Raw genomic sequence first — 20,643 nt, 5'->3', positions numbered from 1 at the left:
GTAAAAAATGGGCCTGGATGGGCACCCTGTTCGCCATCTTCGGCACCATCGCCGGCTTCGGCATCGGCAACACCGTCCAGTCCAACTCCGTGGCCTCGGTACTGGAAGCCAACTTCGGCCTGCCACTGTGGATCTCCGGCGTGGTGCTGATGGTGCTGACCGCGGCGGTGCTGCTGGGTGGGATCAAGCGGATCGGTAGCGTGGCCGGCACGCTGGTGCCCTTTATGGCGATCGCCTACCTGCTGGCCGGTCTGACCGTGCTGGCGATCAACGCCGAAGCGATTCCGGCAGCGCTGGACCTGATCTTTACCCACGCCTTTACCGGCACCGCAGCCGAAGGTGGCTTTGCCGGGGCGGCGGTCTGGGCGGCGATCCGCTTTGGTGTGGCCCGCGGTATCTTCTCCAACGAGGCCGGTCTCGGTAGTGCACCGATCGCCCACGCCTCGGCGCAGACCAACAACCCGGTACGCCAGGGGCTGATCGCCATGCTCGGTACCTTTATCGACACTATCATCATCTGCTCCATCACCGGCCTGGTGATCATCACCTCCGGCACCTGGACCAGCGGTGAATCCGGTGCAGCGCTGACCTCCATGGCCTTTGCCGACGCCCTGCCGGGTGTGGGTAACTATCTGGTGGCGATCTCGCTGGCGATCTTCGCCTTTACCACCATTCTCGGCTGGAGTGTCTACGGCGAGCGCTGCGCCGAGTACCTGTTCGGGGTGAAAGTGATCGTACCCTTCCGCATTCTGTGGATTGTGGCGGTACCGGTAGGCGCTATGATCGGCCTGGACTTTGTCTGGCTGCTGGCGGACACCCTCAACGCGATGATGGCGATCCCCAACCTGATCGCGCTGGCACTGCTGAGCCCGGTGGTGTTCAAGCTGACGCGGGAGTACTTCGATCCTGCGTCCGTCGCCGCACGTGAACAGACCAGCTAATGAACCAACCGATCAGCGGGTCATCAGCCCGCTGATCATTGACACATTCAGGAGACGCTGATGACAGCCCCAACCGAGACCCTTGCCAAAACTCCGTTGTACGACCTCCATCTGGCCCAAGGCGCCAAGATGGTTCCTTTCGCCGGTTACGAAATGCCAGTGCAGTACCCTCTGGGGGTCAAGAAAGAGCACCTGCATACGCGTGAAAAAGCAGGCCTGTTTGACGTTTCCCACATGGGTCAGGTGCATCTGACCGGGGCTGACGCAGCCGCTCAACTGGAGAAGCTGGTGCCGGTAGACATCATCGGCCTGCCGGCAGGCAAGCAGCGCTACGCGCTGTTTACCAATGACCAGGGGGGCATTATGGATGACCTGATGGTGAGCAATCTGGGCGACTCGTTGTTGGTGGTCGTCAATGCTGCCTGCAAAACTCAGGACATCGCGCACATGCGAGCCAATCTCGGGCCCTCGGTCACCATTGAGGTGCTGGATGATCGGGCACTACTGGCCATTCAAGGGCCCGCGGCCGCTGCGGTGATGGCCCGACTGGCCCCGGAAACCAGCGATATGGTGTTTATGGACTACCGCTCCATGGCCATCGCCGGCATTGATTGTTTCATCGGCCGTGCCGGCTACACCGGTGAGGATGGCTTTGAGGTATCCGTGCCCGCCGCCGATGCACTCCGTTTCGCCGAGCTGCTGCTGGCAGAACCTGAAGTCGAACTGATCGGCCTCGGCGCACGCGACTCACTGCGGCTTGAATCCGGCCTCTGCCTGTACGGTCATGATATCGACACCACCACCACGCCGATTGAAGCCAGCCTGATCTGGGCAATCAGCCCCTGTCGCCGCAGCGGCGGTGAGCGCGAAGGCGGTTTCCCCGGTGCCGCCGTAGTGCTGGAACAGATCCGCACCAAAGCGGTTGCACGCAAGCGCGTCGGTCTGATTGGCCAGTCGCGCGCACCGGTGCGCGAAGGCACCGAACTGGTGGACGCCGACGGAGCGGCCATCGGCACCGTAACCAGCGGCACGCTGGGCCCGAGCGCCGGTTATCCGGTGGCGATGGGTTACCTCAGTGCCGAATACGCCACCCTCGACACCGAGGTTTACGCCATGGTGCGCGGCAAACCATTGGCGATGACCGTGGCCAAAATGCCGTTTGTACCGCAGCGCTATTACCGTGGTTAATCGGGCTGACATGACCGCACAAAACGGCCTTCGCAACACCACAAGGCCGTTGTTTACCGCCGGGAGGCTAACATGGAGCTGATTGAACTGGCCCAACTCAAAGGTGAGTCCAAGATGTCTCGCCTGAAACACAAGCCGGACGCCAATCGGCCACGCTTGCGCAAGCCTGAATGGATTCGCATAGACGCGCGCAGCAACGCCAACGTAGCGGCGGTAAAGGCGGAGCTACGCAGCAAAAATCTGCATACCGTGTGTGAGCAAGCCTCCTGCCCTAACCTGGCTGAATGCTTCAGCAAGCGCACCGCAACGTTTATGATCATGGGCGCAATCTGCACCCGTCGCTGCCCCTTCTGCGACGTTGCCCATGGTCGCCCTTTGGCGCTCAACCCCGATGAACCGGCGGAGGTTGCCAACACCGCCGCCAAACTCGGCCTCAGCTACGTGGTGATCACCTCAGTGGATCGCGATGATCTGCGTGACGGCGGCAGCGCCCATTTCGCTGCCTGCGTGACCGCCATGCGCAAACGCAACCCGACAACCCGCATCGAGATTCTGGTGCCGGATTTCCGCGGCAAGCTGGACCTCGCCCTTGCAACCCTGGACAGCGCACCACCGGACGTATTGAATCACAATTTGGAAACGGTACCACGGCTCTACCAACGTTGCCGTCCCGGCGCCAGCTACCGGGGATCTCTGGAACTGTTGCGCCGCTACCGCGAACGGCATCCCGATTTGGTGACCAAATCGGGGCTGATGGTGGGTCTGGGCGAAACAGTGGCAGAGATTGTCGAAGTAATGCACGACTTGAGAAGCCATGGTGTAGAGATGCTCACCATCGGTCAGTACCTACAGCCCAGCCGCCACCACCTCGCGGTGGAGCGCTACGTCACCCCGGAGGAGTTCGGCGAACTGGAACAACTCGGGTATGACCTCGGTTTCAGCAATGTCGCCGCCGGCCCGATGGTGCGCTCCTCTTACCACGCGGACCTGCAAGCCAGTGGCGAGCCGCTGGGAAGGTCGCTATGATCCTTCAGCCCCACGACGCCGCGCTGGTTTACCTGCAGTTGGCCGCGGCGACCGGGCGGGCGGAGCTATACGAAGATCAGCTGTTATCACCCCTTCGCCTGCAGCACAGCGCCACCGACCCGCGGCTGCTGATTGCGCTGGGGGAGATCAGCGGCTGCGACCGCCCGCTCACCCCACTCCAACTCACTCGATTGTCCGATGCATTACTCCTCTGGCTGTCGGTGAATGAATGGCTGGTGCTACCCCACGGCCGCTTTGGCCACGACCTTGAGCAGGCGCTGTATCAGAGCTTTGGTGACGGTATATCGCTGGAACTGATCCCGGACGGAACCTTCGAAGCTGCCCTCAGCCCGGCAGCCCGGACCATGGTCGAGGCTGCTCCCGGATATCCCTTGAACAGCCCGCAAACGGACAGGTCGGCGCCACCCTGTGTGCCTGCCAGTGTCTGCATCCATCCCTGGACTCGCGGCGCCAGCTATGATCTGTTGCTAACCCGTGCTGACCTCAAGCAACTGCAGTCATGGATGGACCCACTCCAGCACTAGCCACGCGGGCCTAGCCGTTTAGGGCCCGCTCCACCAGAAAAAGGCGATCGTTGCCAAAGAAGAGCTGATCATCAACCACTAAAGACGGAACCCCGAACCCCCCTTTGGCGATCAACTCCAGGGTACCCTGTTGCAGCAGTTCACGCGCCTGTGGCGTCTCAGCTGCGGCCAGAAGTTCGCTACCAACCAACGTTTCGAGCACCTCCGGGTCACCCAGATCACGCCCTTCGATCCACATAGCTTCGAACAACACTCGCGACAACTCCATCCGCTCCGCTTCGCCCAGGGTCGACAATACCGTCATCGCCCGTCCGGTTCGTTGCGGGTGCAGCGCCGGCCACTCAAAGGGAATACCGTAATAGCGGGCCAGCTCGGCGGTATCACGGCGCAGGTAGTCGGCCTTGGCCGCAACGCTGAGCGGCGGCGGATTGCCGCTCTGCTCCAGCAGTCTTGGCAATGACACCGGCTTGAGCAGCATTGCCGCGCCGCTGCGCTTTACCAGCCCCGGGAGGCGGCAGAAGCAAAGGTAAGCATAGGGACTGAGAACATCATAGTAGAACTCGATGGTGCGGTGCACGGGGCCTCCTTTCCAACCAGATAACAGCGCATTAAGGGCGGGGTACACCCACCGAAGGTTCTGATCTACACTACAGCAACGCAATGAAATAACGAAGGAATACAGTCATGTCGATCGGCGAGAATATTCACAATTACTATGAGAAGATGGTCAACGACGAACTGAGCCAGCGCTTTCTGGAAGGCAACGCCGATGTTGATTATCTGGCGGACGTTGCTTGCGTGGCGCTCAATCACCTGCCACCGCGCTATTTCCGCCACGAGATCGATATGGCTTTTTACCTCTCGCCGCTGGAGTTCGAGGAGATGCGCACCAAAGTCAAAGCCGCAGTAGACGACGCGATTGAATACGTGGATCGCAGTCATCGCGAAATGGAGCAACCGGCCGGCGCGTCAAAAGCCGAACCGGTACCCGAAAGTGACGCGCTCGAACAGTGATTCCAACCTTCGCCTGATCGCCGCCCTCCATTCAGGGCGGCGATCACATTGACTCCACCACCCGGATCACATCAGGTTCGAGACGACGGTACCGACCGGCTGGCACCAAGGGGGGATCCCCCTACCAATAACGCTCCACTGTGATATGTCCCGGAGTGTGGCGTAGATTTTTCTGTAATCCCCGCGACTTGAGTATCTCCATACTGTCTTTAACCATCTCGGGATTACCGCAGATCATCACCTGACTGCTGCTGGGCCGCAGGTTAACGCCGGTGCGTTGCTCCAGCGAGCCATCCTCCAGAGCGGTAGTGATCCGGCCAGGCATGGCACCCTTGACTTTTTCCCGGCTGACGAAAGGTAGCCAGACAAAATGCTCGGCATGCTTTTTTGCCAGTGCATCCATGCGGTCGGCATAACAGAGGTCCTTTGCTTCACGCACCGCGTAAGCCAACACTACCTTGTCAAAACGCTGCCAGGGATCGGCAGTTTTAAGGATCGACAGAAACGGACCGATGGCGGTGCCGGTTGCCAACAACCACAACTCGCGCCCGTCAGGCACTTCGTCCAAGGTTAGAAAACCTGCAGCCTTGGGAGCCAGCCAGATGGTGTCGCCGATTTCCAGTTCCAGCAGTTGATTCGACAACGGGCCGCCGGGAACAGAATTGAAAAAGAACTCGTGGTAGGTCGTACCAGGCGGATTAACAAAGGAGTATGGCCTGGCGATTCGGGTGCCATCGATATCCAGCGCCAGGCGGGTATACTGGCCCGCTTTATAGGGTTCGATATCGGCTTCGATCTGTAGCGAGTGCAGCTCGTCGGTCCAGCGACGATTTTGCAACACCTTGCCTTCCACCCACTCGGTCATAGCGCCTCCACGCGTGCTAATTTCCTGTCACTATAGACCCTTAGGCGATGATCTGCGGTATCAGTGCGATGCTTTTACATAGTTGATTAACGCCGGAAAGAACTGCTCGAAATCCTGTTCCAGCGCCCGATAATGGCGCCGTACCTCTTCACCGCCCTGCGCCAGACTCGTCGGCCGGCTAAGCCGGTCAGCGGTACGCGCCAGCGCTGTATCGATGCCCTCCAGTTCAGCGTAAGCGGCTAGCCAACGCCGCGTATAGAGCCGCCGCAGTGGTTCACGCATTCGAGCAGGAATCGGCCCCGTATAGCGGGCCAGATCGGCGTACGTTTGATCAAGGAAGGCTGCCAGTGAGAGGGAGTGATAACGCGGCCAGTGACGACAGAGGAAGTGATCGAAGGTCAGGTCGATGATAATACCGGCGAAACGGCGCCGCGGTCCCTGTAACCGCTGGCGCGCCCCAGCGACAACCGGATGCTGATCGGTAAAGGCGTCAATGCGACGATGCAGCAAAATACCCTCGCGCACGGCGGCCGGCAGAGTATCGCTGACGGAGCCACGATAAAAATCCCCCATCAAATTGCCCACACGCGACTCCGGCGTCGGATCGGCAAAGTACAGATGGGCGAGGTAATTCATACCCTCATTCTAGTCGCTAAGCTCGATCGGATCGACGGCTGAAGCACGCCCCTAGCTGCTGCAATCGCTCGCCCAAAGCGGCTAGATTGGCGGCCACCCGGCGAGAGTTTCTGGCGCCCGCGCGGGTCCGCTCCACTTCGCTCTCGATCCCGTGCAGACCGCTGTTGATCGAAGCGGTCTGCTGCAACTGCTCCCGTGCGATCGCAGTAATTTCGCCGTTACAGCGGGCAATATCATTGATAGCCGCTGCAATCCCACCCAGAGCCTGCTGCACCGACAGAGCTTGTTTCTCCGTTTCACCAGCCAGTGAGGCGAGTCCTCCCATCGCCTCGGTGACGTTACCAGTGGTGTTGACCAAACGCTTGATGTTGGCTTCGATGGACTCGGTCGACTGCTGGGTTTTCTGCGCTAACGCTCGCACTTCATCGGCAACCACCGCGAAACCGCGCCCATGCTCTCCCGCACGAGCCGCCTCGATAGCGGCATTCAGGGCCAACAGATTGGTCTGCTCCGCTACCGCCTCAATCATCGCCAACACCCCTTTGATCTGTTCGGTTTCGGCGCTCAACGACTGTACCTGCTCAGCGCAGTCGCGCGCCGTCGCAGCCATCCGCTGGTTGGTATGAGCACTCTCATCCACGACCGGCAGTTCGGCCGCCACCCGTGATGAAACCGTTCGCGCGTGCTGCTCCGCCTGTTCGGCTTCGCCAACCACCTGCTCACCCCGCTGCTGCAACTCCTCCGAAGCTCCGGCGATCTGCTCCACCGCCCCTTGCAGGCGCTGGGCAGCATCTTCACTGACAGCCACATCCGCAGCCACCTGCTCGCCATTGACTACCAACTGTTCGATCCCCTGCTCCAGCTCCTCCACCATGGTAGCGATATGGGCGACAAAGCGGTCGAAGTCTGCCGCTATCCGACCCAACTCATCACGCCCGTCCACATCGAGACGTTGGTCCAGTTCGCCCCGGCTGGCGATGCTGGCCATCGCGCGGTGTAGTGCCAGAATCCGTACCACCATCAGTTGGCGCACGCCTAGCCCCACCAGAAGCACGGCCACCAACACCATCAGCATACCGATGCTGGCCCGCAGCGTAACGCCCTGCAGAAGCTGCTCCCGCTCTTTGGCAGCCGTATCCTGCTGCTGCTTGAGCGCCAGACTCAAGTGATTGTTCTGGTCCAACGTGTGCTGAATATCGACGCTGGTAGCGGCAACCTCCGCCGCCCGCTGGTTAACCGCCTGGGTGCTCTGTTTGACCGCAGCCGCATAGCGAGCAGCCGGCTCGCGTACCGCATCCATGACCACCGCTATGCGCTCTGTCTGTAGCTCGCGGTAACGGTCCAGTCGCGATGCAACGCGGTGATCAGACAGGTCGTAACGTAGATACCCCTTGCGCAGATTACGTCGGGCACTGGCCAGCTTCTTATCCAGCCTTGCCAGTTTGGCGTCAGTCGCGTCGGTTTTTCCGGCCAGGTCCATGATCTGATCCAGCAGCGCAGCGTTGGCTGACTCTTTGAGCGCATGAGCCGCCAACGCGCGGTCAATCAGGCGTTCACTTTGAAACTTCAGCAGCGCGATTCGCAATGCGTCCCCAGCGAGATCCTCCTGCAACCGCCGCCGCTCCGTTTCCACCTCAGCGCTTACGGTTGCCGAGACTTCGCCCGCCAGGACTTCATCGGTCAGCTCGCTACCGATACGACGCTCGTCAGCGGCATAGCGCATCACCCGCTCCAACAGTCCGAAGCCTTTACCTTCGAGCTGCTCAAGGCTCTGTTGATAGGCAGCGCTTAACTCACCGTAGGTCTTTAGCAGGTCGAGATTACGACGCTGCAGAGTTTGGTCCGACTCGCTCAGCCCCTGCCGCTTTGCGGCCAATGCGCTGTCGGCTTCAATCAGTGCACCTAGCGCCTGTGCGTCCCTGAGCATCACCAACCCGAAAATACCGAACAGGATCAACATCAAAAAGGTGACGCCGATGGTCAGCCGCTGCAGTCCCAGATCTCTAGCCCAGCGCATAGGTACTCCTTTACTCGTTATTCGACTCCGAAGCATTAACGAGTATGCCAGTATTTGCCAGGGAAACAGGGGGGACCAGATCAATAACCGGACCAGTTGTGCGTTTTATAGCCATGGGTTAGAGTCTGACGCGTAGCTTTGATCCTGACGGCAAAACCCCGGCCTGCGGAATCCGATGTACCGCGTCAGCTTCGGTTCGACGGCGCCAGCGTTGCAAGGCATACAAGAATAACAAGCCCAGCCAACCTGCTTATACAGCAACGGAGTTTGAATAATGTCCGACGTTATTACCGGGACCGTTAAATGGTTCAACGATGAAAAAGGTTTTGGATTTATTGCCCAACAAAGCGGACCCGACGTATTCGTCCACTACACCGCGATCAACAGTAACGGTGGCCGCCGCAGTTTGAGCGACGGGCAAACGGTTTCATTCGAAGTAACCGATGGCCAGAAAGGGCCGCAAGCGGTCAACGTTACCCCGGTGTAACCCCCTCTCCCCCAAGGGCCTGCTGGCGCGGGCCCTTGTTATCACAGCCATTGTGCACCCCGATCAAATCGCTTGCGGCGGCGATAGGGAAATACATCCACCACCTCTCCGGCAATGATCGCCTCCTGCAGGCCCTGCCAGTAGGCGGGATCAAAGATCTCGCGATGGCGCTGCATGAAGACGCGCCTCACGTCGGCCCGACTGGCCAGATAGGCGGCAAACTCTTCCGGAAACACATCGTTGGGCGCAACCGAATACCAGGGTTCGCTGGCCAGTTCGTCTTCGGGGTAGCGTGGCGGCGGTACCCGCCGGAAATTGCATTCGGTCAGATACAGGATCTCGTCATAGTCATAGAAAACTACCCGCCCGTGACGAGTTACGCCAAAATTCTTGAACAACATGTCACCGGGGAAAATATTGGCCGCTGCCAGTTGGCGGATAGCGTTGCCGTATTCGTCGATAGCATCGTTGAGCCGAGCTTCGTCGGCATCGTCGATATAGAGGTTTAACGGAATCATGCGCCGTTCGGTCCACAGGTGGCGCACCCTCACCTTGTCCCCCTCGACACTGACCGACGACGGCGCCACTTGCAGCAACTCCGCCAGCAGCTCATCACTGAAGCGATCCCGTTCGAACACAAAGTTACTGAACTCTTGCGTATCCGCCATCCGTCCCGCTTTATCGTGCCGTTTCACCAGGCGGTATTTTGCCAGCACCGTATCGCGATCGACCTCTTTGGTGGGGTGAAACCTGTCCTTGATGATTTTAAAGACCACGTCGAGAGACGGCAGGGTAAACACCGCCATCACCATGCCCTTGATTCCGGGCGCGACCACGAATTGGTCGCTCGATGCAGCCATATGGTCGAGAAAATCGCGGTAAAAGACAGTTTTACCGTGTTTATAGAAGCCCAGCGAACTGTACAGTTCGTACAGCTGCTTACCCGGCATCAACTGCTGTAGAAAGCGCACATATTCAAACGGCACCGGCGCCTCCACCATAAAGTAGGAGCGGGTAAAGCTAAAGATGATGCTGACCTCGTCCGGATTGAGGATCAGGGTATCGACATACACCCCGCCACGCTCGTTATTTAGAACCGGCATCACAAACGGCATCCCGCGCTTGCCATCCGCACCGACCACACGGCCAACCAGATAGGCCCCCTTATTGCGATAGAAAACCGACTTGATGATCTCCAGTACCGCATCGCCACCGACTCGCACCCCGTCAACCGGGTGCTCTTTGATGTAGCGCACCAGATTGCGTATGTCGCGGCGGCGATTTTCATACGGTATGCAGAAGGCATAATCGTCCAGGATCTTCCCGATCAGGCGCGGTAACGAGCCACGCAGTGGGTAACGATTAAGGATACCGGTGGCGGGCGGTGACCAGTTCGGCGGCAGTTCGGAGCGAATGAAGATTTTCTCTTCATCGATGGCCTGATGGGCGAAAGTACGACAGTAAATGGAGTTGAAATAGGTCTCGGCCAATTCGCCATGGGGGCGTTCAACAATCAATGCCACATAGGCGCGCTTGGCCCGTTTCCATACCTGATCACTGGAGAGAGCACTGCCCACCGCGGCGTGGCATTGTTCTACCGTTTGTCCAACCGACTGGTCATAAAGGTCGACCCGCTCGGTGGTAGCGCTTTGCATGCCGTGCCAGTCTGCACGCTCAAAGCGCTGCCGGGCACCTGCTGAGAGCTGTTCGAAGCGAGCACGGTAGTGGTCAAAGCCGCGCACGATGGTCTGCGCAATGGCATCTGCCCGCTGGGCGTCGGTTGACATTCGCTCCTCCTGTGCTTGGCCGGCAGCTCAAAACCGGTGCTTCGAGTCAGAGCATAGTTTAAGCGTTGAACCAGAAACCCGCTGGTCAGGAGCCTTTGGCCGCAGGTCTCGCGAGGGAACGCCGGGCATTTGCGCTACGACCCGATGTTGCAGATGAGCGTTGACTGCCGGGCTTGAATCCCGTGGCATCACCAGCTGCCCGCGCCTTGCCACGCCCGGCCTTTCGGCGCGGCCCCGCCGCGGCCTTGGCTCGTGATTGTGGCGTTTCGCCCGGTGGTACCAGCGCTTTGGGGCCACGCCCAATCAGTTCCCTCCGCCCCATTTTCAGCAACGCCTCACGAATCAATGGCCAGTTTTCCGGATCGTGGTAACGCAGTAACGCTTTGTGCAACCGACGCTGGCGAGCGCCTTTGGGAACGGTGATGGTTTCGCTGTCTTTACCGATCTTCTTCAACGGGTTGCGACCACTGTGATACATGGTGGTGGCGTTGCACAGCGGTGAGGGAATAAAGTTCTGTACCTGATCCAGCTTGAGGTTGTTCTGTTTCAGCCACAGCGCCAGATTCAGCATGTCTCCATCCTCGGTACCGGGGTGGGCCGAGATAAAGTAAGGGATCAGGTACTGCTGCTTGCCCGCTTCGCGCGAGAAGCGTTCAAACATTTTCTTGAAGCGGTAATAAGTGCCCATACCCGGCTTCATCATCTTTGACAGCGGCCCCTCTTCGGTATGTTCCGGGGCAATCTTGAGGTAGCCGCCCACATGGTGAGTCACCAGTTCGCGCAGGTATTCCGGGTCCTCCACCGCCAGATCGTAGCGCAAACCCGATGCAATCAGCACCCGCTTGATTCCCGGTAACGAACGGGCCTTGCGGTACAGTCGGGTCAGGTGACGATGATCGGTACCCAGGTTGCTGCAGATGCCGGGATAGACGCAGGACAGCCGCCGACAGGAGGCCTCGATGTTGGGGTCTTTGCAGGCCAGGCGATACATGTTGGCGGTCGGCCCACCCAGATCGGAGATAGTACCGGTAAAGCCCTCAACCCGGTCCCTGATTGCTTCAACCTCTTTGAGGATGGAGGCCTCCGAGCGATTCTGGATGATCCGCCCTTCGTGCTCGGTAATGGAGCAGAACGTACAGCCGCCAAAACATCCGCGCATGATATTGACCGAAAAGCGGATCATCTCCCAGGCCGGGATTCGCGCCGCGCCATAGGCAGGGTGCGGCGCACGCGCGTAGGGAAGGTCGAACACCGCATCCAGTTCCGGCGTATCCAGCGGCAGCGGTGGCGGGTTGACCCACAGGTCACGGTCACCGTGGCGCTGCACCAGTGCACGCGCGTTGTGGGGATTGGTCTCCAGATGCATCACCCGTGAAGCGTGGGCATACATCACCGGATCGCTACTGACGGTAGCGTAGTCCGGCAGACGAATGCAGGTCAGATCGCGGGGATAACGGCGGTCCAACAGGCGCACGGGCTGAGCCCCCTCCGACTCATGCTCCTTTTCGCCGTCACTGCAAGGCGTCTCATGATAGGGGTTTTGCGGTGCAGCGGTTCTGCCGGGGCGATCCACCTCGGTGGAATCGATCAGGGCGAACTCCGCTGGCACCTCGCGCCGCATCACTGCCGTACCGCGCAGGTGGGACAGCTCGGCAATGTCGCCGCCGGTGTCCAGATGCCGAGCCACGGTGATTAACGCCTGTTCGGCGTTGCCATAGAGCAGCATCTCTGCCTTGGAGTCCGGCAGCACCGAACGGCGCACCTTGTCGGACCAGTAATCGTAGTGGGCGATGCGGCGCAGGCTCGCTTCGATTCCTCCAAGAATGACCGGCACCTCGCTGAACGCCTCGCGACAACGCTGAGCATAAACCACCACCGCGCGATCAGGCCGTTTACCGCCCTCACCGTCGGGGGAATAGGCATCGTCGTGGCGTAGCCGTCTTTCCGCGGTGTAGCGGTTGATCATCGAATCCATATTGCCGGCGGTAACGCCGAAAAAAAGTCGCGGCCGGCCCAGACGCTGAAAATCACGCTTATCACGCCAGTTCGGCTGGGCGATGATGCCCACCCGCAACCCCTGCGCTTCCAGTACCCGACCGATCACCGCCATACCGAAGCTGGGATGGTCAACGTAAGCATCGCCCGTCACCAGAACGACATCACACTGGTCCCAGCCCAGCGCTGTCATCTCAGCCCTGGACATGGGCAGAAAGGGAGCGGGGGGACGCGTCGTGGCGCGACTTTTAAGGGAGATTTGACGTGCTGCGCTCATGGGAGCCTTTGACCAAGCTGAAAGGTCAACCATTATACGGGCTTTGCACCTCAAGCGACAGCCGCCGGATGGTCGCTCCGGTGATCGCAGGGTAACGATAGCGGGGATGTGCAGGCACGGTCGGACTACGGCGACCAATATAAACAACACAAACGTTTCTTATATTGATCAAAGACAGGGTTTTGAGGTTGCCAGTTTTCATCCGGCTCGACTAAAGTTGAACGACATCATCCCTAACCCGACCCCCTGAACCCGAGCAAGGATTCTTCATGAGCAGCTACCCTACCCTTACCGAAATGGGCATTACCACCCTCGAGGAAATCACCAAATACACCCTGCGCCAAGAGGGCGATCAGGACGTACTCAAGATCTATTTCCGGCGGGAAAAGGGATCGCTGCTACCGAAAAGCAAGAAGTTCAAGTTCGGCCGTCATACCAAGACGGTACGGGTCGACAGCAGTCAGAACAAATACAAAGAGATTCAGGAAACCGCGCCGTTCTTGATGAGAGCGATCGATGAGCTACACCAGCTGGTCAAGCATGAGCACGAAGTCAAAGACCTGCGCGAAAAGCTGCTCGACGACGTCGCCCATCTCGAAAAGGTGATGCTGACCAAAATCGCCGAGATTCGCCGCGACATCGAACAGATAAAGTAGCGTTTCAGGCCAGGCTGCGCCGCAACCGACGTAGCCGTTTGACCGCACCGGGAGTAGGCTCGGCACGATAGAGATGATCGTCCAGCAGCCGAGCGCACTGCTGATACTGGCGCGCCTGGCCCGGAAACGTTTCTCCCAGACGCTGCAGGTAACGGCCGGGCGCTTCGCCCGGTTGCCGCGCCACCCCGCGACGCTCCCCGTCGGCACACAGGCGCTGGTACTCCTTGAGCACCGGGTCGCGTGTCGTGGCGCCATTGCGCCACAGCACCCAAAGCGCCAGCACACCCAACACCGCAGCGATGGCCACCACCAGCGCTACTCCCAGCCGCCGCCAGTCAACCCCGCCCAGCCAACTGGACAGCCAGCGTCGCTGGCTATCGGCATCGTAGCCCAGCACCGACCGGTGCCAGGCAAAGTTGAGGTAATCCCAGCCCAGACGTAGCTGTGACACCCAGGCCCACTGGCGGTACTGCAGCGGGCTGAATCCGCTGTCAGCCAGGAAACTACCCTCGCCGGCGACCGCCTGTTCCAACCCCTCGGCCACGCGCGACGGCGCCACCACTGCGGTGGGGTCCACCCGTTGCCAGCCCTTGCCGGGCAGCCATACCTCTACCCAGGCATGGGCATCGAACTGATGCACCAGCACATAATTGCCCAGCGGATTGAACTCTCCGCCCTGATAACCGGTTACCACGCGCGCGGGCTGTCCGGCCGCACGCAGCAGGAACACCAACGCACCGGCATAGTGAGCGCAAAAGCCCCGGCGGCTGTCGAACAGAAACTGGTCAACGCGATCACCGGACAGTAGCGGCGGCTTGAGGGTATAACTGAACGGTTGCTGCCGGAATAAAGCCAGCGCATTGCTGACCAGTTCTTCGGCGTCGCCGGAACGCTGTCGCAACTGCAGCGCCAACTCCCGACTACGCGGATTTCCGTCTTCGGGCAGCTGCAGATTTCGCCGGGCCAGCCAATAAGGCAGCTCCGGATCAAGGCGATGATTCAACGCGGACTCAACCCGGTAGCTGAACGGCTGACTGACGGGAACCCGGTTGACCAGCCGGAAGTCACGGGTCTGGCCGATCCCGCGTTGATCGCTGCGGGCCAGATCGAGGGCGAACAGCCAGCGCTTGTCGGTCGGCTCCATAATCACCCGGTAGGCCGTAGCTTGCCCCAACGCTTGCTGGCTGCTGCGCCACGGATTGGGGTTGCCGGGCCAAACCACCCAGTCAGGGTGCAACTGTTGGGGGTGACGACGCCAGGTGCGGCCGTCAAACTGGTCCAGCACCAGGGCTCGCCAATACAGCTGATCGGTTGCCGGGACCGCGCCTTCGAATTCGACCCGAAAAGCCAGTGCCGGCGACTGCGACAAACGCGCAATGTCGCCGGGTGTCATCTCGTCGGACAACCCGGTGCGTGCGCTAGCGGAAGGCTGCTCTAACGCCCAGATCGGTCCAATGCGCGGAACCAACAGGAACAGAACCAGAGTCAACGGCACGCTCTGCAGCATCAGCCTGGCCGCCAACCATGCGGTACGGCGCGGCGCCGTCTGTAGCGGCGACTGATGCAACCCCAACAGAGCTGCGGTGACCAGAAAACAGACCAGCAACAGATAGAGGGTATCGACGATCTCCAGCCGGAAGAAAAATGCCGTGGCCACCACGAAGTAGCCCAGGATCACCACGACGAACGCGTCACGCCGGGTGTGCGTTTCCATCAATTTGAAGCAGAAGCCCAAAAGCAACAGTGCCGATCCGGCTTCAGGCCCCATCAGGGTGCCGTAGTGTCCCCACACCGCGGCGCCACCGGAAAACACCAGCAATGCGCGCAGCCAGCCTCCGGGTAGCGCCCAGCGGCCACGGTAGACCATGATCCGCCAGCCACCGCACAACAGACACACCAGGGTTACCCAGATGGGCAGCCGGTCAACGTGGGGAATGATACCGGCAAACATGGCCACCAGTAGCCAAGTCATGGCGTTGCGTGGAATCTGATAGGCCACGACGCCGGTCATGGTTGGACCTCTCCATAGAGAGCCAGTGCCTCCAGGCAGTGGCGGCGATGCAACGCGCCATCGGCGGGACCCAACTCGACACCCGGTAGTCGCAAGCCGTAACTGTGGCCCTCTTCGGCCAGCTTGCAGACCCAATAGCAGAGTCGCCCCAGCCGCTCCTCAACGCCGAATCCCGCAAACGCCTCCCACTCCAACCACCATTCACTGCTACGTCGGGTAACAAAGGTTTTACTGTGCAACTCCTGGGTCCGGGCATAGCTGCGCCAGGCAATGTGGCGCGGATTATCGCCGCGTTGGTATTCCCGCAGGCCATGAAAATCGTCGCTGCCCTCCTCGGTCTGCTGTTCACCGGGACGCTTATCAACATGCAAGCGCTGCGAATAATCACAGACGATGGGGCGCGGATAAACCAGCACTGCCATATCCAGATCGATCCAGCTCCAGGCCCGTTGCAGGCCCAGGGGGTAGTTACTTTCCAGCATGAGTCTGCGCGGTCGGTAGCGCCCTCGCCGCGTGACGGGCAGCAGCAGAGTGGCTGCGGCAGTATCGCAGTCAACCAGATCGACATACTGGGGTATTGCCCGCCCCCAGCTAAGCTTTACCGCTTGGTGCTGGCGACCACCGGCGGCGCTCAAGCGCAGGGTAAAGGCCGCTTCTTCGCCGACAAAAGCACCCTCGGCACGCCCGGCACTGACCCTGAGGCCGGAGAGATTAGCAAAGGTATGCAGGATGCTGATCATGAACAAACTGACTAACAGAAACGCCGTTCCCAACACCAGGCTGTTGCTGTAGTTGATACCGCCCAGGAAAATGGCGAAGGTCATCAGCAGAAAATAGACGCCGTTGCGCGTCGGCAGAATGAAGATGCGGCGCTGGTTGAGCGTTGTAGCGCGTGTTCGCGGAAGGCGCCGGCGCAGCCAGTTGTCAGACCACTGCCGCCACCACCGGCGAACCATCAGCACCGCCATCACCCTACTCCGTCACGTCGACCGCATCGGCGAGCAAACGGGCCAGCGACACGCCGCGGTGGCCGCTGTGGTCTGAAGCGCCTCGCAAGCGGTGTTCTGCCACTGCGGGCAAGACTCGCTGCAGGTCTTCAGGTATCACGTAGTCGCGCCCTTCCATCAGTGCCCACGCCTGGGAGGCGCGCTTGAGCGCCTGCGCTCCTCTGGGAGACAGGCCACAGTTGAAGTCACTGCTCTGGCGGCTGAAATCGAGCAACCGCTGAAGGTAATCGATCAGGCTGTCGGAAACAAAAATCTGCTCCACCTGGCACTGGATACGCTGCAGTGCAGGCAGGTCGATCACCGCGTCAAGACGGTCGATAAAGCGCCGCGGGTCCTGCCCCATTAGCATCTGCCGCTCCGCTTTCTGATCGGGATAGCCCAACTCGATGCGCATCAGAAAACGGTCCAGTTGTGATTCTGGCAGGGCAAAAGTACCGGCCTGGCTGGCGGGGTTCTGGGTCGCAATCACAAAGAACGGCGCCGGTAACGGCATGGTTACCCCGTCAGCAGAGACCTGACGCTCCTCCATCGCCTCCAGCAGTGCGCTTTGCGCCTTGGGCGTTGCCCGGTTGATCTCATCGGCCAGCACCACCTGGGCGAATACAGGCCCTGGCTGAAATTCGAATGCACCCCGTTCGCGATCAAAAACAGAGGCGCCGATGATATCGGCCGGCAGCAGATCACTGGTGAACTGAATCCGTTTGAAGCTGAAACCCAGTACCGTTGACAAGGTTCGCGCCAGTGTGGTCTTGCCCATTCCGGGCAGATCCTCAATCAGCAGATGCCCGCCGGCAAACAAACAGGCCAGCGCCAGGCGCACCTGGGTGCGTTTACCCAGGACCACCCGCTCCACTGCATCCACCATCTGGGTGATCTGGTCGCGGCTGACAGCACGAGCCCGACTGTCATCGACCGCACGGCTGTTCGGGGGCGTATTACTCATATGCTCGGTCCTTGAATGGCTGGTTGCTGCTCTGGCTGATTTCGAGCTGTTGGGGGTGGGTCACCAGCATCACATCAATGGGCTGGTACCGACCACGAAGCGGCAACTGTCGGATATCGCCCGGATAATCCACCCCGGCCGCGGTGATCACATCCAACGATACCAGCAAGGGCACCTTTAGCGGCTTGCTCTGGGACTCCAACCGCGCAGCGGTGTTGACCGTATCACCCACCGCCGATAACAGCGGCGAACTGGGAGGCCCCATGGTACCCACCACCGCTTCACCACAGTGGATACCAATTCCGATACGCAGCGGCTGTTCAAGTTCCCGCTGCAGGCGCTGATTGAGCGATTCCAGCCGGCGAAACATCGATTGTGCCCCGCGCAGTGCGTCCTGGCACGCCGTCTGGATATCGCCCTCAAGACCATACAGTGCCATCAGGCCATCGCCATTAAATTGGGCATAGTGGCCATTGGTCTCAACCAGGGCAGCCGACATCTCGGCGAAAAACTGATTGAGTATAAACACCACGTCATAGGGTAACCGCTGCTCGCCCAAGCGGGTGGAATCGCGCAGATCGACAAACAACACTGCCACCGCCTGCTCTTTACCTTCAATGCCACCGGGGCGACGCACGTAGTCCATGCCGTAGCCGGGCGGTATCAACGGAATGACTGCAATGTCGCTGTTGACCCGTAGCTGGCAGGCCAGGCGCGTCGCGGCATCCGCGCGGATCCCCTCCAGCGCACGCCGCTCGGCATCACCGGGGGGCGCCAATTGCTCCAGTCCGCGGGTTACCCGGACCCGGCAGGTGGTGCAACGCGCCCGTCCGCCACATACCGACGAGTGATCGACGCCCGCTCCGCGCAACGCATCGAGCAAGGTTTCCCCCGCCGGCGCGGCGATCACGCCGCGTTCCGGATGCTCGACCATTACCGAGCCAAAATTCACACGATAGACAGCACGCGCATAACGCGCCAGCACCACCAGCAGCAAGCCGCCCAGATAGAGGTTCATCAGCAGGCTTTCCAGCCCGCCGATAAAGGCCATGGTGTCAGGATCGCGGGCAACCAGCGCCGCTTTACGTGCGGCCATATCCACGGTGCCCAGCTCCCAGCCGATACGGTAGAAGCCCATCAACGCCAGCATCGGCACCAGGGTGGCTAGCACCTGCCACAGCCCCAGCACCTGCCGGTACCCCTGCTTCAGCCGCAACCAATAGTGCAATCCGATCAGCAGATGAGCCCAGACCACCAGAATCAGCGCAGTCTGTCGCTCCACCTGATTGGGCAATGACCATAACGCGGTAATAACGTGCCGGTATTCAACCTCTACCCCCATGAGATCCATGGTCACCCGGGTACCGATCAAATGCACCAGCAGCAGCGGAGGTATCGCCAGCCCCAGAATAAGCTGTGCCGCTTCCCACAGCGGCATCCGCAGAGTCGAGCGACGGTACAGCGCGTAGTAGGCCAGGAGCACATGAGTCAGTAGGGAGCCGTACAGCAGGAGTTTGAGTGGCGGGCTGCCCCAGGCTGCCGCCAAGCGCTGTCGGACCGCCTCCATCGCATCGAGCGATGCCAGACCGAGGGCATGATTGAGGAGGTGCAAGACAACAAAGACTGCCAGCACCACGCCGGTAAACAAACGCAGATTGCGCACCATCAGGCGTTTTCTACTCTATTGGAGGCTTGTTGAAGGGTAAGGGTAGACCAGCGCCATCACCCCCGGTTCAATGGATCACCACCTGATCCAGGTCCGCCATCTGTTCAAGACCCTGTTGCAACACCTCCGCCGACGCGCCCTGCAGTGCATGATCGTCATGCAATGCAGTCAGTACCTTACGCAACTGATTGAACTGCCAGTTAACTTCCCCTAGCATCAGGTGAAGCTCATCCGCCATCGCGTAGAGTTCATGCTCCTCGGCAGCCCGCTCAATCAACTGTTTCAAACTTAACGACAGCAACCCCGATGAGGCTACCGCGAACCAACTGTTCTGAACCTGCAGCGAGGCAGTACGCAGTCGACCCGCTGCCGGCTGTTCCGGCAACACCTCCATCAATTGCGCCACCGATTCGAAACAGCGTTCCAGATGCTGATGGGCAGCCAGCATCTGCTCTATGATGCTGGGCATCTGGTCGTCCGAATGCATCCTTGCCTGCTGCAGCTCGCCGGAGCGGATGATGCTCACCGCAGCCCGATACGCCTCCTGATCGTAACTGCGTGCGTTCAGCTGCAGAATCGGCAGCAGGTTAGCCAGATTGCTACCGGGACTTTTAAATCTCAGCATCCGCACCGCACAGAGGCTGTCGGCAACCGCCACCACCTGCCCTACGGTGGACAGTTCTTCGGCAAATCGCGCGGACGGATAACCGGTTCCATCCCGGCGCTCATGATGTTCAAGCGTGGCGCGCGCCACGCCCGCGGGCAAGTGTGGCACCTGACGCAAGAACAGTTCACCGATACGGGGATGGCTCTGGATAGCCCGCCACTCTTCAGTGGTCAGTTGGCCTTGCTTGTCGAGAATCTCAGCCGCGATATGCAGCATGCCGGAATCGTGCATCAATCCCGCTAAAAAGGCTTCGTTCTGGGATTCAAGGTCAAGTTTCATCTGGCGCGCCAGCGCCAGTGACAACCAAGCGCAGAAGATACCTTTCTGATAATCATGGGGCCGGCGCATGGCCATTACCGTCAACTTCTGCATCAGCAACGGGTAGCGCGCATATTCGCGACACTGCTCCCGCAACGACAGGTCGAGCGCAATCGCTTGATTGATAGCCAGACAGTCAGGGTAACGCTCAAACAGCTGTTCAAACGCCTTCAGCAGCCGACCACTGTCGATCTGGTTGGAAAGGTCAACCGAATGTTCCAACGGTCGGGTCAGCTTGTGCCGGATCACCCGCTCAGCCAGCTCTTCGGACAGCGGCGTACCCTTCTTTATTAGCAGCGCGCCCTGTTCGGTATAGATATCTTCAGCGGCAAGCACTTGGTTGCGCGCGTTCACCTTGGACAGGTGACGGGCATATTCGTCGACAACATTGGCATCGAGTTCGCTCATCTTCGCACTCCTTCGACGATAGAGACCTCTGCGAGGATTCAGGTCGCCGACTGTCGTTGGCCGCCTGATACTCGGTTTAATTATCCTCTCTTGAGGAGCGGAGAAATTGTCCTGCATCAACCTTTTATCCGCCCCGCTGAACAATCTTGTCCAACTGTACAAAAAACGCGCTAACCCCCTTGCATCACA

Annotated in this window: 18 protein-coding genes; 7 read left to right on the top strand and 11 right to left on the bottom strand. The window is 59.9% G+C overall.

The annotated features are described in order from the left end of the window. The 4 genes from JJQ76_RS08975 to JJQ76_RS08960 all read left to right on the top strand — a co-directional run. A partial coding sequence (locus tag JJQ76_RS08975; RefSeq protein WP_210396447.1) for an alanine/glycine:cation symporter family protein occupies positions 1-941 on the top strand: 941 nt, incomplete at its 5' end. A 60-nt stretch (positions 942-1,001) separates the two neighbouring features. Further along, complete coding sequence (gene gcvT, locus JJQ76_RS08970) at positions 1,002-2,129, top strand: glycine cleavage system aminomethyltransferase GcvT (protein ID WP_210396446.1); 1,128 nt, start codon at positions 1,002-1,004, stop codon at positions 2,127-2,129. 72 nt (positions 2,130-2,201) lie between these two features. Further along, complete coding sequence (gene lipA / locus JJQ76_RS08965; protein WP_210396445.1) at positions 2,202-3,155, top strand: lipoyl synthase; 954 nt, start codon at positions 2,202-2,204, stop codon at positions 3,153-3,155. After that, the gene (locus JJQ76_RS08960) at positions 3,152-3,700 is read left to right on the top strand and encodes a hypothetical protein (protein WP_210396444.1); all 549 of its coding nucleotides are present in this window, start codon (positions 3,152-3,154) and stop codon (positions 3,698-3,700) included. The genes lipA and JJQ76_RS08960 overlap by 4 nt, the downstream gene beginning before the upstream one ends. Positions 3,701-3,710: 10 nt before the next feature. On the opposite strand, the gene JJQ76_RS08955 is transcribed toward JJQ76_RS08960, so the two are convergent. Further along, positions 3,711-4,277 carry a 2-hydroxychromene-2-carboxylate isomerase gene (locus JJQ76_RS08955; protein WP_210396443.1) on the bottom strand — a complete coding sequence of 189 codons (567 nt, stop codon included), beginning with the start codon at positions 4,275-4,277 and terminating at the stop codon, positions 3,711-3,713. A gap of 107 nt (positions 4,278-4,384) precedes the next feature. Between JJQ76_RS08955 and JJQ76_RS08950 the strand changes: the two genes are divergently transcribed. Next, complete coding sequence (locus JJQ76_RS08950) at positions 4,385-4,714, top strand: late competence development ComFB family protein (protein WP_210396442.1); 330 nt, start codon at positions 4,385-4,387, stop codon at positions 4,712-4,714. Between the two features lie 121 nt (positions 4,715-4,835). On the opposite strand, the gene JJQ76_RS08945 is transcribed toward JJQ76_RS08950, so the two are convergent. From JJQ76_RS08945 to JJQ76_RS08935, 3 genes are read right to left on the bottom strand one after another with little or no spacing between them, the layout of a single operon-like run. Next, complete coding sequence (locus tag JJQ76_RS08945) at positions 4,836-5,579, bottom strand: ferredoxin--NADP reductase (protein ID WP_210396441.1); 744 nt, start codon at positions 5,577-5,579, stop codon at positions 4,836-4,838. 60 nt (positions 5,580-5,639) lie between these two features. Then, complete coding sequence (locus tag JJQ76_RS08940; protein ID WP_210396440.1) at positions 5,640-6,215, bottom strand: acyl carrier protein phosphodiesterase; 576 nt, start codon at positions 6,213-6,215, stop codon at positions 5,640-5,642. Positions 6,216-6,231: 16 nt separating this feature from the next. Then, positions 6,232-8,232, bottom strand: a complete 2,001-nt coding sequence (locus JJQ76_RS08935; protein ID WP_210396439.1) for a methyl-accepting chemotaxis protein — start codon at positions 8,230-8,232, stop codon at positions 6,232-6,234. Positions 8,233-8,506: 274 nt separating this feature from the next. Between JJQ76_RS08935 and JJQ76_RS08930 the strand changes: the two genes are divergently transcribed. After that, positions 8,507-8,719, top strand: a complete 213-nt coding sequence (locus JJQ76_RS08930; RefSeq protein WP_210396438.1) for a cold-shock protein — start codon at positions 8,507-8,509, stop codon at positions 8,717-8,719. A gap of 41 nt (positions 8,720-8,760) precedes the next feature. Here the strand turns inward: JJQ76_RS08930 and aceK are convergent, their stop codons facing one another. Both aceK and JJQ76_RS08920 read right to left on the bottom strand, forming a co-directional pair. Continuing rightward, entirely contained in the window at positions 8,761-10,506 is a 1,746-nt protein-coding gene (aceK, locus tag JJQ76_RS08925; RefSeq protein WP_210396437.1) for a bifunctional isocitrate dehydrogenase kinase/phosphatase, read from the bottom strand. A gap of 85 nt (positions 10,507-10,591) precedes the next feature. Continuing rightward, positions 10,592-12,778 carry a YgiQ family radical SAM protein gene (locus JJQ76_RS08920; protein WP_210396436.1) on the bottom strand — a complete coding sequence of 729 codons (2,187 nt, stop codon included), beginning with the start codon at positions 12,776-12,778 and terminating at the stop codon, positions 10,592-10,594. A 269-nt stretch (positions 12,779-13,047) separates the two neighbouring features. On the opposite strand from JJQ76_RS08920, the gene JJQ76_RS08915 reads away from it, so the two are divergent. Continuing rightward, complete coding sequence (locus tag JJQ76_RS08915) at positions 13,048-13,434, top strand: DUF3461 family protein (protein ID WP_210396435.1); 387 nt, start codon at positions 13,048-13,050, stop codon at positions 13,432-13,434. 4 nt (positions 13,435-13,438) lie between these two features. Here JJQ76_RS08915 and JJQ76_RS08910 read toward each other — a convergent pair whose 3' ends face one another. The 5 genes from JJQ76_RS08910 to JJQ76_RS08890 all read right to left on the bottom strand — a co-directional run bounded on the left by JJQ76_RS08910 (position 13,439) and on the right by JJQ76_RS08890 (position 20,454). Further along, a complete protein-coding gene (locus tag JJQ76_RS08910; RefSeq protein ID WP_210396434.1) occupies positions 13,439-15,445 on the bottom strand; it encodes a transglutaminase TgpA family protein in 2,007 nt (668 codons plus the stop codon). Further along, the gene (locus JJQ76_RS08905; RefSeq protein WP_210396433.1) at positions 15,442-16,413 is read right to left on the bottom strand and encodes a DUF58 domain-containing protein; all 972 of its coding nucleotides are present in this window, start codon (positions 16,411-16,413) and stop codon (positions 15,442-15,444) included. Before JJQ76_RS08905 ends, JJQ76_RS08910 begins: the two co-directional genes overlap by 4 nt. Positions 16,414-16,417: 4 nt before the next feature. After that, the gene (locus JJQ76_RS08900; protein WP_210396478.1) at positions 16,418-17,317 is read right to left on the bottom strand and encodes an AAA family ATPase; all 900 of its coding nucleotides are present in this window, start codon (positions 17,315-17,317) and stop codon (positions 16,418-16,420) included. Positions 17,318-17,387: 70 nt separating this feature from the next. Continuing rightward, positions 17,388-19,061, bottom strand: coding sequence for an adenylate/guanylate cyclase domain-containing protein (locus JJQ76_RS08895; RefSeq protein ID WP_210396432.1), 1,674 nt, complete (start codon positions 19,059-19,061; stop codon positions 17,388-17,390). 67 nt (positions 19,062-19,128) lie between these two features. Further along, positions 19,129-20,454, bottom strand: coding sequence for an HD-GYP domain-containing protein (locus tag JJQ76_RS08890; protein ID WP_210396431.1), 1,326 nt, complete (start codon positions 20,452-20,454; stop codon positions 19,129-19,131). Positions 20,455-20,643 lie beyond the last annotated feature (189 nt).

The organism is Motiliproteus sediminis (genome assembly GCF_017912535.1).
Classification (GTDB): domain Bacteria; phylum Pseudomonadota; class Gammaproteobacteria; order Pseudomonadales; family Balneatricaceae; genus Motiliproteus; species Motiliproteus sediminis.
Note: the sequence above shows the minus strand (reverse complement) of the source record. Positions and strands in the feature narration are given on the sequence as shown.

Coding starts and splice junctions, on each gene's coding strand:
- gcvT (WP_210396446.1), top strand. CDS start 1,002: ATGACAGCCCCAACCGAGACCCTTGCCAAAACTCCGTTGTACGACCTC.
- lipA (WP_210396445.1), top strand. CDS start 2,202: ATGGAGCTGATTGAACTGGCCCAACTCAAAGGTGAGTCCAAGATGTCT.
- JJQ76_RS08960 (WP_210396444.1), top strand. CDS start 3,152: ATGATCCTTCAGCCCCACGACGCCGCGCTGGTTTACCTGCAGTTGGCC.
- JJQ76_RS08950 (WP_210396442.1), top strand. CDS start 4,385: ATGTCGATCGGCGAGAATATTCACAATTACTATGAGAAGATGGTCAAC.
- JJQ76_RS08945 (WP_210396441.1), bottom strand. CDS start 5,579: ATGACCGAGTGGGTGGAAGGCAAGGTGTTGCAAAATCGTCGCTGGACC.
- JJQ76_RS08940 (WP_210396440.1), bottom strand. CDS start 6,215: ATGAATTACCTCGCCCATCTGTACTTTGCCGATCCGACGCCGGAGTCG.
- JJQ76_RS08935 (WP_210396439.1), bottom strand. CDS start 8,232: ATGCGCTGGGCTAGAGATCTGGGACTGCAGCGGCTGACCATCGGCGTC.
- JJQ76_RS08930 (WP_210396438.1), top strand. CDS start 8,507: ATGTCCGACGTTATTACCGGGACCGTTAAATGGTTCAACGATGAAAAA.
- aceK (WP_210396437.1), bottom strand. CDS start 10,506: ATGTCAACCGACGCCCAGCGGGCAGATGCCATTGCGCAGACCATCGTG.
- JJQ76_RS08920 (WP_210396436.1), bottom strand. CDS start 12,778: ATGAGCGCAGCACGTCAAATCTCCCTTAAAAGTCGCGCCACGACGCGT.
- JJQ76_RS08915 (WP_210396435.1), top strand. CDS start 13,048: ATGAGCAGCTACCCTACCCTTACCGAAATGGGCATTACCACCCTCGAG.
- JJQ76_RS08910 (WP_210396434.1), bottom strand. CDS start 15,445: ATGACCGGCGTCGTGGCCTATCAGATTCCACGCAACGCCATGACTTGG.
- JJQ76_RS08905 (WP_210396433.1), bottom strand. CDS start 16,413: ATGGCGGTGCTGATGGTTCGCCGGTGGTGGCGGCAGTGGTCTGACAAC.
- JJQ76_RS08900 (WP_210396478.1), bottom strand. CDS start 17,317: ATGGTGGATGCAGTGGAGCGGGTGGTCCTGGGTAAACGCACCCAGGTG.
- JJQ76_RS08895 (WP_210396432.1), bottom strand. CDS start 19,061: ATGGTGCGCAATCTGCGTTTGTTTACCGGCGTGGTGCTGGCAGTCTTT.
- JJQ76_RS08890 (WP_210396431.1), bottom strand. CDS start 20,454: ATGAGCGAACTCGATGCCAATGTTGTCGACGAATATGCCCGTCACCTG.